Source organism: Tardiphaga sp. 862_B3_N4_1 (genome assembly GCF_051811085.1).
GTDB lineage: Bacteria > Pseudomonadota > Alphaproteobacteria > Rhizobiales > Xanthobacteraceae > Tardiphaga > Tardiphaga robiniae.
In genome coordinates this window covers 3,259,873-3,274,293 of the sequence record NZ_JBPWQB010000001.1, presented here as the reverse complement: position 1 = coordinate 3,274,293, position 14,421 = coordinate 3,259,873, and the positions used below count along the sequence as shown (strand labels likewise).

The window sequence follows — 14,421 nt, the reverse complement described above, 5'->3', positions numbered from 1 at the left end:
CCTTGCGGGGAGGGTGGCCGGCCGAAGGCCGGACGGGTGGGGGTAGCCCCACGGAATGCTGAGCGTGGGGCACCCCCACCCCGGCCTATCGGCCGACCCTCCCTACTGCGCTTCGCTTGGGGGAGGGAGGCCAGGAGCGTTCGTGCAACCGTCTCAGTAGCTCAGCGTCCGATCGACCAAATTCATCAGCGGCGTGCCGCTTTCCGCGCGTGCGATATTGTCGGCGATGTTTTCGGCGGCCGATGCAACACGCGTGGCTGCTGCGACGTGGGGCGAGATCGTTACCCCCGGATGCGACCAGAACGGATGGCCTGATGGTACGGGCTCGGTGCGGAAGACATCGAGCGTCGCCTGCGCCACGCGTCCGCTGTCGAGCGCTGCGATGAGGGCGTCGTCGTCGATCAGCGTGCCGCGTCCGGCATTCAGGATGAAACTTCCCTTGGGCAGAAGCGCGAGCCGTTCGGCATTCAGGAGGTCGATGGTCTCCGGCGTCTGGGGCAGAAGCCCCACGAGGATTTCCGCCGAAGCCAGCGCTTGCGGCAGGTTCTCCATCCCTGCGAGGCAGCGGACGCCGGCCACCTCGCGCGCGCGACGGCTCCAGCCGGTGACGCGAAAGCCGAGTTGCACAAGTGCTGTTGCTGCAGCCGATCCCAATTCGCCGAGACCCAGCACTGTCACCGATCGGTCCGTGGCAAGCGGCGGAACATGCTGCGACCATGTCAGAGGTTTTTCACAGACGTAGCGGTCCATCCCGAGATGCAAGCGCAGGGTATGACCGACGACCCATTCGACCATGCCCTGCCGTAGGCCGTCATCGACCATGCGGCACAGCGGCTGCGTCAGCGTCGCGTTGCCGACGATCTTCTCGACACCGGCCCAAAGGCTCAATACGGCGCGCGCATTGCTGAAAGGGGCGAAATCACTGATGGGACCGCCGGTCGCGTGGATGATGTAGTCCACGTCCTGATGCGCAATGTCACCCAGGAGACTGGCTCGCGCGTCGATGCTCCGGCGCCGAAGCGCATCCAGAATGGGTTCGTGATAGTCCTCGAACAGCGCCGGCGTGACGTTGAAAAGAAGATTGATCGCCTTGTCGCCGTTGTGTGCGCGCATGCTGGTGTCCTGCAGATCGTCGTTCATGTTGGAAGGCGGAAAGGACGGTGTGATGAAGCTACAGCACCCGCTTCACGCCTGGGATCGCCCGCAGCGCCCTTGTCGCTGCCCAGCTCGCCGCCAGCGTACCCGCGAAGGCGATCAGTGCTTTCGATCCGGCGCCAAGCGGAGCGTTCAGCAGCGCATATTGCAGCCACAGCATCGGGATGTAGTGCAGCACGAAGATGCCATAGGCATCGCCGCGCAGCGGATCGAAGATGCTCTTCTCGCGTTGGCCGAAGCGCAGGAACAGCGCCAGCACCGCGAGGCAGATCAGCGTGCAGGCGACCGCGTAGATCACGCCGTAGCTCGACTGCCACCAGAAAGGCGGCGCGCCGGTGAGATTGGCGAGCTTCATGCGGCGAAAATTGACGAGAAAAGCGAGCGAGCCAAAGGAGGCGGCGGCGGCGATGGTCCACCACAGCCATTGCCGTGCCAGCGCGCCGGTGCGGGCCAGCAGGCCCTGGTCGATATTGGCGGCGCCAATGCCCATGCCGGCGAAGAAGAACACGCCATAGATCGCCATGCGGCTGAACTGCACCTGCAGCGGGCCCCAGCTGAACCAGCGGACAGCGCCGACCGTAAACAGGAATGGGACATAGGAGATCACCGCGATGACGGCGAGCACGGCGGCGAACAACCACGGTCGTTCGAAGGCACGGATCGACAGCCGGTTGATGCCGTCCACCAGTCGCGGCGCGAGCAGGAAAACCGGGATCGCGACGAGATCAAGAAACAACAGATACCAGATGAACCAGCCGGGGCCGGCGAACCATTGGCCTTGTTTGAAATTGTTGACGTAGAATTCGACAAAGCCGGTCTTGTGCGTCGACAGGCTGAACGACGCGTAATAGGCGATTGGCATCAGCACGAAGATCATCGCCAGGAAGGGCAGGCCGAGGCGCAGCGCGCGGTCGCGCAGGAAGTCGGCGATGCCCTTGCGCTTCAGGCTCGGCCACACGAACAGGCCCGACAGCATGAACATCAGACACATGAAGAAGGTGTCGTTGAACAGCGTCAGAATATTGAAGCCGATCCAGCGTTGGCTGTCGACGATCGGCGCGGTCGACCACAGATAGTGGTTCGGGTAATAGCGCCCGAAGGCGGTGTAAGCGACTGCGGCGTGGTTCGCCAGCACGAGCAGCGTGACGAAGGTGCGGGCGCGATCCAGCGCAGCGTTACGGTCTGACATGTGAACGGCGAGCCCCCTCGCTTCCGCGCGCAACAGGCGTCGCCGGGCGCATCAGTGATGCGCGCCGTCATGATAAATGTCGAAAGCCGCTTCGGCAATCAGCCGAGGATCACGCAGGCACTTCCTCGATTTTCACCTTGTCTGGATAAAATGCCAGATAATCCTTGATCTCGGCCATCGCCGGAAACGGCGTCTCATAGGTCCAGATCGCGTTGTCGAGAACCTTCTCGCCGGTCTTGATGCTGTAATAATTCGCGTCGCCCTTGTACGGGCAATGCGTCACACGGTCGGTGCGCGCTACCGCGTCCATATTGGCGTCCGCGCGGGGGATATACAGCACTGCGGGGTAGCTGGCCTCCTTGAGGCTCAGGGCGTTGGTCGTGTCGGCGATCACGACGTCCCCGGCAGAAACACGGATGTGTTTGCCGGCGGGCGCAATGGTGATCGGGTGGTCCGGGCCGGGAAGCTTCATGGTTAAACCCTTGTGACGGTCATATTTCACTTCTTCAGATGTGCGATCCCTCCGGCCTTTAAAAGGGGCATGCGAGGGATTATCGTTAGAAAGCCGTGACGTCATGCGGCCGCCGCGATAGGCTCGCAATCCGAGGCGGCACCGACTGGCCGCGATTCGAACCTTTCTGGAGACCCGATTAATGCCGATGGACGCCCGCGATATCGAGACCATGATCAAGGCCGCGATTCCCGACGCGCAGGTGACGATCCGTGATCTGGCCGGTGACGGCGACCATTACGCGGCAACCGTGATTTCGGAATCCTTCCGCGGCAAATCCCGCGTCGCCCAGCACCAGATCGTCTATCAGTCGCTGAAAGGCCAGATGGGCGGCGTCCTGCACGCGCTGGCGCTGCAGACGGGCGTGCCGGAGGCGTAGTTTTCCCTCGCCCCGCTCTTGCGGGGAGAGGGTGGCTTCGCGCAGCGAAGACGGGTGAGGGGCGATGCGAGGTCGTGTTCGTAGCACTCAGATCTCGCGAAAACTTCGCGCTAACCAGACCGATGCCGAGACCAAGCTCTGGCATCGCATACGCAACCGGCAAGTCGGCGGTTTTAAATTTGCCCGGCAGGAAGCGATAGGCCCCTATATCTGCGACTTCGTTTGTCGGGAACAGCGCCTCGTGATCGAGGTCGACGGCGGCCAACACCTAGAATCCAAACGAGATGAAATTCGCGACACGTATCTGCGGGCGGAAGGCTATGGCGTGGTGCGTTTCTGGAATAACGACGTCTTGTCCAATATCGACGGCGTGCTGATGCTGCTCGACCAGGCGTTACGTGCAGATGGCCAAACAGCGGATTAGAGCCGACCCGACCCGAGAATATGCCTTCGTTGGAATTGTGTGCCCGGCCCCTCACCCGGATCGCAAGGGCGATCCGACCTCTCCCCGTAAAGGACGGGGAGAGGTTAAGAAGGCTACTCCACCGCCATCAGCGCATGCACCGAGAAATGCTTGTCCGCGTCGGTCCATGACGCCTTCGGCTCCCAGCCCGAACCGCGGGCCAGCGTCGCAAAACGCTCGATGCTGTATTTGTAGCTGCTCTCGGTGTGGATGCTCTCGCCAGCACGGAATGCGAAGCTGCGACCGAGCACATGCACGGTCTGCGGCTTCCTGGCGATCAGGTGCATCTCGATGCGGTGGCGTTCCTTATTGTAGATCGCGCGATGGGTGAAGGCGGAGAGATCGAAATCGCCGCCGAGTTCGCGGTTGATGCGGACCAGCACATTCATGTTGAACTTGCCGGTGACGCCGGCCGCGTCGTTATAGGCCGCGTGCAGCAACTTCTCGTCTTTCTCCAGATCGATGCCGATCAGCATCAAGGCGTCCTTGCCGAGAATGGCGCGGGCCGAGCGCAGAAAGCCGCAGGCCTCGTGCGGCTCGAAATTGCCGAGGGTCGAGCCCGGGAAGAAGCCGACCTTCGGCATCATCCGGATATCGGCGGGAAGGTCGAACGGTGCGGTGAAGTCGGCATTCACCGGCAGCACCTTCAGGCCCGGGAAATCCTTGCGCAGCTCGGCTGCCTGCGCCTGCAGGAAGTCGCCTGAGATATCGACCGGCGCATAGGCGCCGACGTCGCATTCATCCAGCAGCAGCCGAACCTTGGTGGTGGCGCCGGCGCCGAATTCGATCAAAGCGGCATTCTTCGGAATGATCGCGTTGATGTCCTTGCCACGCGAGCGGAGGATGCCGAGCTCGGTGCGGGTCGGGTAATATTCCGGCAGTTTGGTGATCTGTTCGAACAGCTCCGAGCCGGCTTCGTCATAGAAGTATTTCGGCGACAGCTTTTTCGGATGCTGCGACAGCGCTTCGGCGACATCCGCGGCAAATGCGGAGGCCGAGGCATTCAGCAGCGACAGTGCCAACGGGGCATGAACGTTCATGTCAGTCTCCTCAACGCTTTCGAAGCGCCGTGATGTCAGGAAGTCAGTTGCCGTAATCGGCCAGCCGCAGGCCCGTGAATTGCCAGCGATGATGGGGATAGAAGAAATTGCGGTAGGTGACGCGGCTGTGATCGTCCGGTGTTGCCAGCGACGAGCCGCGCAGCACCAGCTGATTGATCATGAACTTGCCGTTGTATTCGCCGAGCGCGCCTTCGATGGCGCGGTAGCCCGGATAGGCCGAGTAGGATGACCGTGTCCATTGCCAGACGATGCCGAAGGCATCATTGAGCTGACCGGCGCGCGCGGCGACTTCCCATTCCATTTCGGTGGGCAGATGCTTGCCGCTCCAGCGCGCAAAGGCGTCACATTCGTAATAGCTGACGTGGCACACCGGCGCGTCGAGATCGATCGGCTTCAGCCCGGCGAGGGTCATGATCTGCCATTCGCCATTGACCTTGCGCCAGTGGCCGGGCGCCTGCCATTCCTCGCGGGCGGCGGCGGCAAAGCCATCCATCAGCCACAGCGTCGCTTCCTCGTAACCGCCGGCTTCCATGAAAGCGAGCCATTCGCGGTTGGTGACGAGATTGCGTGCGAGCTTCACCGGGCCGACAAGCGCGCGATGCGCGGGCTTCTCGTTGTCGAAATGGAAGCTCTCGCTCTGATGGCCGATGGTGTGGATGCCCTCGGTGAGCGTGGTCCATGCTTCGCCCGATGTGGTTGAGGTCGGGAAGCGCCAGTTGGCATCGTAGGCCGGCGGGATCGGGTTCTGTGCGAAGGCATGCAGGATGTCGGTGAGCATCAGCTCCTGATGCTGCTGCTCGTGATTGAAGCCGACTTCGAGGAGGGGGATCAGCGAGGTCAGCTTGTCGTCCGACGTCTCGTTGAAGAATTTGATGACGGCCGCATCGACGTGTTTGCGATAGGCGGTGACTTCGTCGGCGCCGGGCCGGGTGAGATGGCCGCGCTGCGCGCGGGCGTGGCGGGGACCAGCGGAGACATAATAGGAATTGAACAGATAGGCGTAGTCGGGGTGGTAGACCTTGTAGCCGGGGGCGTGATCGCCGAGCAGGAATTGCTCCCAGAACCAGGTCACATGGGCGCGGTGCCACTTCGCCGGGCTGGCGTCGGGCATCGACTGCACCAACTGGTCTTCCGGGGAGAGCGGGGCGGCGCGGCGTTCGGTTTCGTTGCGGACCGTCAGGAAGGCGTCGCCCAGTCTTTGGGCCAGTGCGCCTGCGGGGGCGGATTCGGAGGCGGGGGACGCGGTGCCTGAACTCATGCCTGAACTCTTGGCGAAAGCTGGATTCGTCACGAAAGTCTCCGATTTTGGAGAGAACGTTGCTCTTGGTGATGGGTTCCCGAGCAGCCTGTCCTAAATAGGTCATCCGATTGGTTATAAAAGGCCTGTCGTCATATGATCTTTGGCCGGACCGGACTTGGCAAAAACTGCGGAAAAGTGACTGTGGCGGGCCGGCAATAAGCCCCAATGCCTGTGATTTCAGGCTCTTGATCACGTCCATAAGACTTGGGGTGCGGAACGGATTCGGCTACATATATGACAAGTCTGACCGGGCGAGCGCCCGATGGCTGGGCCGCCAACTCCAGACCTTGAATCTGGACCTTGAACAGGGACGTGACATGAGCATTGAGCAATTCATCGAGAACGAAGTGAAGACCAACGACGTGGTGCTGTTCATGAAGGGCACGCCGCAGTTTCCGCAGTGCGGTTTCTCGGGCCAGGTGGTCCAGATCCTCGATCACGTGGGTGTCGGCTACAAGGGCCTCAACGTTCTCGAATCCGCCGATCTGCGCGACGGCATTAAGACGTATTCGAACTGGCCGACCATTCCGCAGCTCTATGTGAAGGGCGAATTCGTCGGCGGCTGCGACATCATCCGTGAGATGTTCCAGGCTGGTGAGTTGCAGAGCCTGCTGGCCGAGAAGGGCGTGATTGCCGCCCCGGCTTCGGCCTGATTTCAAGTCGACAAATCGGCACGGCGACGCTCGACGTCGTCGTGGCCGACATCACGACTCTCCGCGTTGACGCCATTGTCAACGCGGCCAATGCGTCGCTTCTCGGAGGCGGCGGCGTGGACGGCGCCATTCATCGGGCGGCCGGCCCCGACTTGCTCGCTGAATGCCGCACCCTCAAGGGTTGCGAGACCGGCGACGCCAAAATCACCAAAGGTTATAAATTACCGGCCCCGCATGTGATCCATGCGGTCGGTCCCGTCTGGCATGGTGGCGAGGCCGGCGAGGATGAGGCGCTGGCGTCCTGCTACCGGCGGGCACTGATGTTGTGTCAGGCGCATGGCCTGACCTCCGTTGCGTTTCCAGCCATCTCCACCGGTGTCTATGGTTTTCCCGCGGCGCGTGCCGCTCCCATTGCGGTCGGCTCAGTCATCGAGGCGTTGAAGGATGTGCCGGTAGTCACGGCCGTCACCTTCTGCTGCTTTTCCGAGCCATCTGCGGACCTGCATCGCCTCGCGCTCGCAAGCGCGCTTCCCCTTGTCTGAGAGCGCCCCACCGTTACACTCCTCTGATCAGGCAAAAGGAGCGGCGATGACTATGCGGCACAGACTACGCGCGCTGCTCTGCGGAGCGCTGTTGCTCGCCGGATCGCCCGCTATCGCCCAGGATCGCTTTGCCGCCGAAGGCACCTTCGACATTCCCGCCGGCGCAAAATTCTCGCAGGAGAAACTCGCCAAGATCGGCGAGTTCTTCCGCAAGCAAATCGCCGACGGCAAGATTCCCGGCGCCATCGTCTTGATCCAGCAGCATGGCAAGCCGGTCTACAAGGAATTCTTCGGCGTCCGCGATCCCGATACCAAGCAGCCGATGACGGATGATACGATCTTCCGGCTGCATTCCATGTCGAAGCCGATCACGTCGTTTGCTGCGATGATGCTGATCGATCAGGGCAAGCTGAAGCTCGACGATCCCGTCTCGCAATACATTCCGTCTTTCGCCAAAGCCAAGGTCGGCGTCGATAAGAAGCTGGAGAACGGCGAGAAGGCGCTGGACATCGTGCCGCCCAATCGCCCGGTGACGATCCGCGATCTCCTGCTGCACACGTCCGGCATCACCTATGGCTTTTACGGCGAGAGCCTGGTCCGCCGCGCCTATGGCAATGCGGATATCTACAGCGGCGATTTCGACAACAAGGAATTCGCCGACCGCATCGCGCAGCTGCCGCTCGAACACCAGCCCGGCACCATGTGGGACTACGGCCACTCCACCGACATTCTCGGCCGTGTGATCGAAGTCGTCACCGGCAAGTCGCTGCTCGGTTACGAGGAGCAGGCGTTCCTCGGACCGCTGGGGATGAAGGACACCGGCTTCTTCGTGAAGGAGAAGTCGAAGGAGGTCATGCTCGCCAAGCCGATGGCCTGGGACCGCGATTTCCGCACCGGACGACAGGGGCGCCCTGACACCTATCAGAAATGGGAATCCGGCAGCGGCGGCATGGTCTCGACGCTGGCTGATTACACGAAGTTCGCGCAGATGCTGCTGAACGGCGGCGAATATGACGGCAAGCGCTACATGAGCGCGGCGACGTTCAAGGACATGACCACCGATCATATCGGCAAGGATTCCGGCGTCGGTCGTGACTATCTGTATTTCCCCGGTGACGGTTTCGGGTTCGGTTATGGCTTCGCCGTGCGCACCGATCCCGGCAATGCCAAGCCGCCGCCGCCGGGATCGCTCGGCGAGTTGAAATGGGACGGCGCCAGCGGTTGCTATTTCATCATCGATCCCAAACAGGATTTCTTCTTCATCCTGCTCGAGCAGACGCCGTCGGAGCGACAGCGCATTCAAAGGTCTTTGAAGCTGTTGGTCTATGAAGCGCTGGAGAAATAGGCGCGCCGTACTCCTGCTGCTGACGCTTTGCTGCGTCGGCACCGTTATCGTGTCTTCGCCGCCGGCCCGGGCCGAAAAACCCCAATCCATTGCGCGCGATTTTTCTGCCGAAAAGCTGCTGGCGCTCGATCGCTACTTTCTCGACATGGTCGCGGAGCGGAAGATTCCCGGCGCGGTGGTGCTGGTGCAACAGCACGGCAAGCCGGTCTATTTCGATACGTTCGGCAATCTCGACAGCGGGCATCCGATGACCAGGGATGCGATCTTCCGGCTGTATTCGATGTCGAAGCCGATCACCTCGGTAGCCGCGATGATGCTCGTCGAGGACGGAAAACTGCGCCTCGACGATCCCGTTGCGAAATACATCCCCGCTTTCGCGAAGACGAAGGTGGGCGTCGACGTCAAAGGTGGCGACGAACACGCCACATTCGGCCTCGTGCCACTGCAGCGGCCGATCACCATCGCCGATTTGCTCACGCACACATCGGGCATCACTTACGGTTTCTATGGCGACGATCCCGCGCGGAAACGTTATGCGCAGCTCGATATCTTCGGCCGCGACTGGGACAACGCGTCCTGGGCCGATCGCATCGCGCAGCTTCCGCTCGCCGAGCAGCCCGGCACGCTGTGGGACTACGGCCATTCCACCGACATTCTCGGCCGCGTCATCGAAGTCGTATCCGGCCAGTCGCTCTATCATTTCCTGGAGGAACGGCTGTTCGGTCCATTGGGGATGCGGGACACCTCGTTCTACATCACCGATGGCGAACGGCGCTCGCGCGTGGCCGAGCCGTTCCCGGGAGACCGCATGGTCGGGCCGGTGGTCGGCATGCACGATCCCGCCGAGGTCATGCAATGGGAGGCGGGGGGCTCCGGTCTGGTCGGTACGGCGGCGGATTACGCGCGCTTCCTGCAGATGCTGCTCAACGGCGGCATGCTTGACGGCAAGCGCTATCTCAAACCGGAAACAGTGGCCGAGATGACGCGCGATCACGTCGGGCCTGATAGCGGCGTGAAGCGCGATTACTATTATTTCCCGGGCGCCGGCAGCGGCTTCGGCCTTGGATTCGCCGTGCGGACGAAAGAGCTCGCGAGCGAGCCCGGCCCAATCGGCGAATATCGCTGGGACGGTGTCGGCGGCACGTTCTTCTGGGTCGATCCGAAGAACGACATGTTCGTGCTGGTGATGACGCAATCGCCGTCGCAGCGGGTGCGGATGGAGGTTGATGTGCGGAAGATCATCGCCGAGGCGCTGGAATAAGAACACTGTAGCTCCCTCGCCCCGCTTGCGGGGAGAGGGTGGCGCGGACGTAGTCCGCGACGGGTGAGGGGGAGCCAGTGTTTTACTCGCTGGCTCCCCCTCACCCGGATTGCTCGCTTCGCTCGCAACCCGACCTCTCCCCGCGAGCGGGGAGAGGTTAAATCCCGCGCACCACGTCCCTGATCAATCCCAGCGTCTCCTCGATCATGTCCGCACTGACATCCAGATGCGTGCAGGCGCGGATGCGGCCGTCCATGGTGGCGAGCAGCACGCCTTTTGCGCGCAAGACTTTCACCATAGCAGCACCGCTGATGCCTGCGCCCGCGGGATCGAAGAAGACGAGATTGGTCTCCGGCTGCTGCACGGCGATCCCGTCGATCTGGGCCAGTCCGCGCGCCAGCGCGTGCGCATTGGCGTGATCGTCGGCGAGGCGCTCGACGTGATGGTCCAGCGCGTGGATGCAGGCGGCGGCAACGATGCCGGCCTGGCGCATCGAGCCGCCCAATCCCTGCTTCCAGCGCCACACTGCATCAATGTAGTCGCGCGTGCCGGCGAGCACGGCTCCGATCGGCGCGCCGAGCCCCTTACTGAAATCGATCCACACCGAGTCCCAGCCATCGGACATCCTGCTCGCACCGATACCGGTGGCGACGCAGGCATTCATCAGTCGCGCGCCATCCATATGCGTGGCAAGGCCGCGGTCACGCGCGATGGTTACGATCGCTTCGAGATCGGATTTCGACCAGATGGTGCCGCCCCCGATATTGGCAGTCTGTTCGACGCTGACCAGGGTTTGCGCTGCCTCGTAGCGCGTGCGCGGATGCAATGCGGCGCGCAGCGTATCTGGCGTGAACTTGCCATCGGCGCCGTCGAGCCCGGTAATCTGGAAGCCGCCAAGCGCGGCATGGGTGCCGCCCTCGCGCGAGAGGATATGCGCGGTGCGATGCGCGAGGATCTCGTCGCCGGGCCGGCAATGCGCCAGCAGGCCGGCGACATTGCACATGGTACCCGATGGCATGAACACGGCGGCTTCCTTGCCGAGCAGTTCGGCGACGCGGTCGCAGAGCGCGTTGACGGTGGGATCGTCGCCGACCTGCTCATCGCCGACATCTGCCGCAGCCATCGCCGCGCGCATCGCGGGCGTGGGCTTCGTCTGTGTGTCCGACAGCAGATTGATGCGAACCGGCGGCTGTGATGGGTCGGGGCGAGCAGGGGTGAAGGGCATGCGAAATCTCTCAGTCGTCATGCCCGGGCAAACGCGCGAAGCGCGGCTTCGCTAGACGTCCCGGGCATCCACGTCGTATTTTTGGCAGAGCTTAAAGGCGTGGATGGCCGGGACAAGCCCGGCCATGACGGCATTCTTGTTTCGGCGATGCTCATTCAGGTGCGCCAAACAAAAAAGGCCCCGGAAAATCCGGGGCCTTCATGTCGTCTGCGCTGTCAGAAATTAGCGCGAGTAGAATTCGACGATCAGATGTGGTTCCATCTGCACGGCGAAAGGAACGTCCGACAGCTGCGGAATGCGGATGAACTTGGCGGTCATCTTGCTGTGGTCGGTTTCGACGTAATCCGGGGTGTCGCGTTCGCCGAGCTGGCTGGCTTCCAGAACAAAAGCGAGCTGCTTGGAGGATTCCTTGATCTCGATGACGTCGCCGACCTTCACGAGATAGCTCGCGATGTTGACGCGCTTGCCGTTCACCTTGATGTGGCCGTGGTTGATGAACTGACGGGCCGCAAACATGGTGGCGACGAACTTGGCGCGATACACGACGGTGTCGAGGCGGCGCTCGAGCAGGCCGATCAGGTTTTCACCGGTGTCGCCCTTGAGACGGCCGGCTTCCACATAGATGGAGTGGAACTGGCGCTCGGAGATGTTGGCGTAATAGCCCTTCAGCTTCTGCTTGGCGCGCAGCTGCGTGCCGAAGTCGGAGAGCTTGCCCTTGCGGCGCTGGCCGTGCTGGCCGGGGCCGTATTCACGCTTGTTGACCGGAGACTTGGGACGACCCCAAATGTTCTGGCCCATACGGCGATCGATTTTGTATTTAGCTTCACTACGCTTTGTCATCGCGTCCTCGATGTTCAATGGTCAATGTGAGGAGACGCGCCCTCCTGTGTACCGGGATCAGTCCATGGTCTGAAAACAGAGGTCTGGAAAATCTCGGCACCGACAGGTTCATTCCCAAAGCTGGGCGGAGAACCACGGGTGCGAAACGCTTCGCGGGCCGAAAACGGCCCGCGAGCAAGGCGGTTTCTAGGGGCAGAGCCCGGTTATGTCAATTGAAAGACAGGCTTTTTGCCGTTTGGCGGGCTTATAGCGCCAATCCGGCCGGTTTTGGCGCAAAATCGACCTCGAAATGGCAGTTTTACCGCCTGATACCTTCGAATCCGGCGGCGATTCCGCGCTGGAACAGTGACCAGTCGAATCCCAGCGCCAGAGCCACATAGCCCCGGTCGATCATGGCGTTGCCCATCTCCGCGTTCAGCGCCGCGCCGCCCAGCGGCACGCCTGACTTGAGGATTCCCGCTTCGGCCCTGGCGACCAGCGCCTGCACCTCGGGATCGCCCGGCTGGCCGCGTTTGCCGATCGATGTCGCGAGGTCGCCGATGCCGATCACCGCGATGTCGATGCCCGGTGTGGCCATGATCTCGCCGATCCGGTTCACCGCATCAATATGCTCGATGGTGATCATGCAGATCATGCTGTCGTCGGCACGCGCCATATAGTCGGGCATGCCGGTGTTCCAGCGGAACGGCGCATGGAACGGTCCCCACAGCCGCTCGCCCTGGGTCGGGTAGCGCAGGCTGCGCGCGGCCTTGTAGGCATCGTCGGCGCTGTTGATTATCGGGAAGTTGATGCCCATCGCGCCGAAATCCATCGGCGCTTTCGCCAGCCACGGTTCGTTGGCGGCGATCCGCACCAATGGCGTGCAGGGCGTGCCCGCGGTGGCCATGATCATGCCATGCGCCGTGTTGAGATCGATCGGGCCGTGTTCGAGATCGACGATGATCCAGTCCAGCGTCTGCGCCATGATGCGCACGGTCTGGATCGACGGGATGGTAGCAATGGCCCCGAAAGTAGGGCGGCCCTCGCGCCATTTCTGCTTGAGGTCGTGAAATGGCGCGGGGGTCGTCATCGTCACATGGGATCCTGTTATTTCGGCGCGGGCGTCGCCACCGGCTTGCCGTCTTCCACGACATAGACTGCCATGATCTTCAGGCCCTTGTCGCCGGTCTTCACGTCATGCGGAATCCCGGCAGGGACGGCATAGGAATCGCCGACCTTCAGCAGTTTGTCGGGCTGGCCCTCGACGATCAGCGTCGCGTCGCCATCGAGGACGTAACCGGTATCGACACCCGGATGGGTATGGCGGCCGGCGAGCTGGTTCGGGCCGAGCTCAGCCACGACCGTCACGATGCGATGGCCGGCAGGATATTTGACGTCCTGCAGCGGCGTGCGCTTGATGCCTTGTGCACTGGCAGCGCCGGCGCAGGCCGTGATCGCCGCGCCAACAAGCAGTGTCTTGAGAAGGCCATTCTTCAGAAAATTCGTATCGAGCATGCTGGTCTCCCTTTGCCGTTCTCTTTTCGGAACGGCGCGCCGCAAGGCTAGCAGCGCGCAAGGGAAAGTCGAGATGTCGTCGCTAGGCCGCGACCTGTCCGCCGAAGAACGGCGCCAGTGCTTCCGGCCAGGCGTGGCGCTTGCCGGAGGTGTAGAGCAGCACGGCATCGCCGGGCGGCACGCCGGGCTGATGATCGCCGATCAGGCCGACCACGCGCCGTGCGATTGCCGGGGCCGGATCGATCCATGCCACCGGCCACGGCGCGATGCGATTGAGGTGGTCGAGCAACAGCGGGTAATGCGTACAGGCGAGCACGATCGTGTCGGTGCGGGCACCGGCGGCGTCCTGCACGAAGCAGGGCGCGATCTCGCGAAACAGATCGGCGTCGTCGATGCCCTGGCCGCCGAGTGCGCCTTCCGCCAGTGCGGCGAGTTCGGCGGAGCCGACCAGCGTGACGATGCAGCCGCCGCCGAATTCGCGGATCAGCGTCTGGGTATATTCGCGCTTCACGGTACCTGACGTGCCGAGCACGGAGACGCGCTTGCTGACCGAGCGCGCGCAGGCCGGCTTGATCGCCGGCACGGTGCCGACAAAGGGCACGGCATAGGCGGCGCGCAGATGGCTGAGCACCAGCGTCGAGGCCGTGTTGCAGGCGATGACCACGAGATCCGGCCGGTGCGCGTCGATCAGCTCGCCCATCAGGGGCACCACGCGGCCGATCAGCGCGTCTTCGGTGTGCTGGCCGTAGGGAAAGAACGCGTCATCGGCCACATAGACATAGCGGGCATCCGGGCGCGCCTTGGCGATCTCGCGCTGGACGGTGAGGCCGCCGAGACCGGAGTCGAACACAAGGATGGTGGGACGCGTCGGCATCATGAGAGCCTAGGGGAGGATGGTTACTGCGGAGTTGCTGCGGGTCTGGCAATCAAGACAGGGGCATTCGGGCTTTTTCGGGAAGGGCTGGGCTCCTTCTTAACCTCTCCCCGCTCTGCGCGGGGAGAG

General features: G+C 62.5%; 16 protein-coding genes. 6 read left to right on the top strand and 10 right to left on the bottom strand.

The window, feature by feature from the left end; genetic code table 11:
• Nucleotides 1-153: 153 nt before the first annotated feature.
• The 3 genes from AB8B02_RS15715 to AB8B02_RS15705 form a co-directional block, all read right to left on the bottom strand.
• Complete coding sequence (locus AB8B02_RS15715) at nucleotides 154-1,113, bottom strand: 2-hydroxyacid dehydrogenase (RefSeq protein WP_439064375.1); 960 nt, start codon at nucleotides 1,111-1,113, stop codon at nucleotides 154-156.
• Nucleotides 1,114-1,171: 58 nt separating this feature from the next.
• On the bottom strand, nucleotides 1,172-2,344 hold the full coding sequence (locus tag AB8B02_RS15710) for an acyltransferase family protein (protein WP_439064374.1): 1,173 nt from the start codon (nucleotides 2,342-2,344) through the stop codon (nucleotides 1,172-1,174).
• 109 nt (nucleotides 2,345-2,453) lie between these two features.
• The gene (locus AB8B02_RS15705; protein ID WP_089265668.1) at nucleotides 2,454-2,816 is read right to left on the bottom strand and encodes a DUF427 domain-containing protein; all 363 of its coding nucleotides are present in this window, start codon (nucleotides 2,814-2,816) and stop codon (nucleotides 2,454-2,456) included.
• A 181-nt stretch (nucleotides 2,817-2,997) separates the two neighbouring features.
• Between AB8B02_RS15705 and AB8B02_RS15700 the strand changes: the two genes are divergently transcribed.
• Nucleotides 2,998-3,234 carry a BolA family protein gene (locus tag AB8B02_RS15700; protein WP_068735968.1) on the top strand — a complete coding sequence of 79 codons (237 nt, stop codon included), beginning with the start codon at nucleotides 2,998-3,000 and terminating at the stop codon, nucleotides 3,232-3,234.
• 64 nt (nucleotides 3,235-3,298) lie between these two features.
• On the top strand, nucleotides 3,299-3,658 hold the full coding sequence (locus tag AB8B02_RS15695) for an endonuclease domain-containing protein (protein ID WP_093756474.1): 360 nt from the start codon (nucleotides 3,299-3,301) through the stop codon (nucleotides 3,656-3,658).
• Nucleotides 3,659-3,771: 113 nt separating this feature from the next.
• Here the strand turns inward: AB8B02_RS15695 and egtD are convergent, their stop codons facing one another.
• Nucleotides 3,772-4,737: an L-histidine N(alpha)-methyltransferase gene (gene egtD, locus AB8B02_RS15690; RefSeq protein WP_439064373.1), complete on the bottom strand. Its 966-nt coding sequence runs from the start codon at nucleotides 4,735-4,737 to the stop codon at nucleotides 3,772-3,774.
• 43 nt (nucleotides 4,738-4,780) lie between these two features.
• A complete protein-coding gene (gene egtB, locus AB8B02_RS15685) occupies nucleotides 4,781-6,016 on the bottom strand; it encodes an ergothioneine biosynthesis protein EgtB (RefSeq protein ID WP_439064658.1) in 1,236 nt (411 codons plus the stop codon).
• A gap of 359 nt (nucleotides 6,017-6,375) precedes the next feature.
• On the opposite strand from egtB, the gene grxD reads away from it, so the two are divergent.
• Genes grxD through AB8B02_RS15665 form a run of 4 tightly spaced genes read left to right on the top strand, consistent with a single transcriptional unit; the run spans nucleotide 6,376 to nucleotide 9,859 of the window.
• A complete protein-coding gene (gene grxD / locus AB8B02_RS15680) occupies nucleotides 6,376-6,711 on the top strand; it encodes a Grx4 family monothiol glutaredoxin (protein WP_068736311.1) in 336 nt (111 codons plus the stop codon).
• A 41-nt stretch (nucleotides 6,712-6,752) separates the two neighbouring features.
• Nucleotides 6,753-7,253: an O-acetyl-ADP-ribose deacetylase gene (locus AB8B02_RS15675; RefSeq protein ID WP_439064372.1), complete on the top strand. Its 501-nt coding sequence runs from the start codon at nucleotides 6,753-6,755 to the stop codon at nucleotides 7,251-7,253.
• Nucleotides 7,254-7,299: 46 nt separating this feature from the next.
• On the top strand, nucleotides 7,300-8,598 hold the full coding sequence (locus AB8B02_RS15670) for a serine hydrolase domain-containing protein (protein WP_439064371.1): 1,299 nt from the start codon (nucleotides 7,300-7,302) through the stop codon (nucleotides 8,596-8,598).
• On the top strand, nucleotides 8,579-9,859 hold the full coding sequence (locus AB8B02_RS15665) for a serine hydrolase domain-containing protein (RefSeq protein ID WP_439064370.1): 1,281 nt from the start codon (nucleotides 8,579-8,581) through the stop codon (nucleotides 9,857-9,859). Before AB8B02_RS15670 ends, AB8B02_RS15665 begins: the two co-directional genes overlap by 20 nt.
• 157 nt (nucleotides 9,860-10,016) lie before the next feature.
• Here AB8B02_RS15665 and AB8B02_RS15660 read toward each other — a convergent pair whose 3' ends face one another.
• The 5 genes from AB8B02_RS15660 to murI form a co-directional block, all read right to left on the bottom strand.
• The gene (locus AB8B02_RS15660; RefSeq protein WP_439064369.1) at nucleotides 10,017-11,084 is read right to left on the bottom strand and encodes a threonine aldolase family protein; all 1,068 of its coding nucleotides are present in this window, start codon (nucleotides 11,082-11,084) and stop codon (nucleotides 10,017-10,019) included.
• Between the two features lie 222 nt (nucleotides 11,085-11,306).
• A complete protein-coding gene (rpsD, locus tag AB8B02_RS15655) occupies nucleotides 11,307-11,924 on the bottom strand; it encodes a 30S ribosomal protein S4 (protein ID WP_089265666.1) in 618 nt (205 codons plus the stop codon).
• 298 nt (nucleotides 11,925-12,222) lie between these two features.
• Complete coding sequence (locus tag AB8B02_RS15650) at nucleotides 12,223-12,993, bottom strand: HpcH/HpaI aldolase family protein (protein WP_439064657.1); 771 nt, start codon at nucleotides 12,991-12,993, stop codon at nucleotides 12,223-12,225.
• Nucleotides 12,994-13,010: 17 nt separating this feature from the next.
• Nucleotides 13,011-13,418, bottom strand: a complete 408-nt coding sequence (locus AB8B02_RS15645) for a cupin domain-containing protein (protein WP_439064368.1) — start codon at nucleotides 13,416-13,418, stop codon at nucleotides 13,011-13,013.
• Between the two features lie 82 nt (nucleotides 13,419-13,500).
• Nucleotides 13,501-14,292 (bottom strand): glutamate racemase, encoded by a 792-nt coding sequence (gene murI / locus AB8B02_RS15640; RefSeq protein WP_439064367.1) that lies wholly within the window; start codon nucleotides 14,290-14,292, stop codon nucleotides 13,501-13,503.
• Nucleotides 14,293-14,421: the final 129 nt, after the last annotated feature.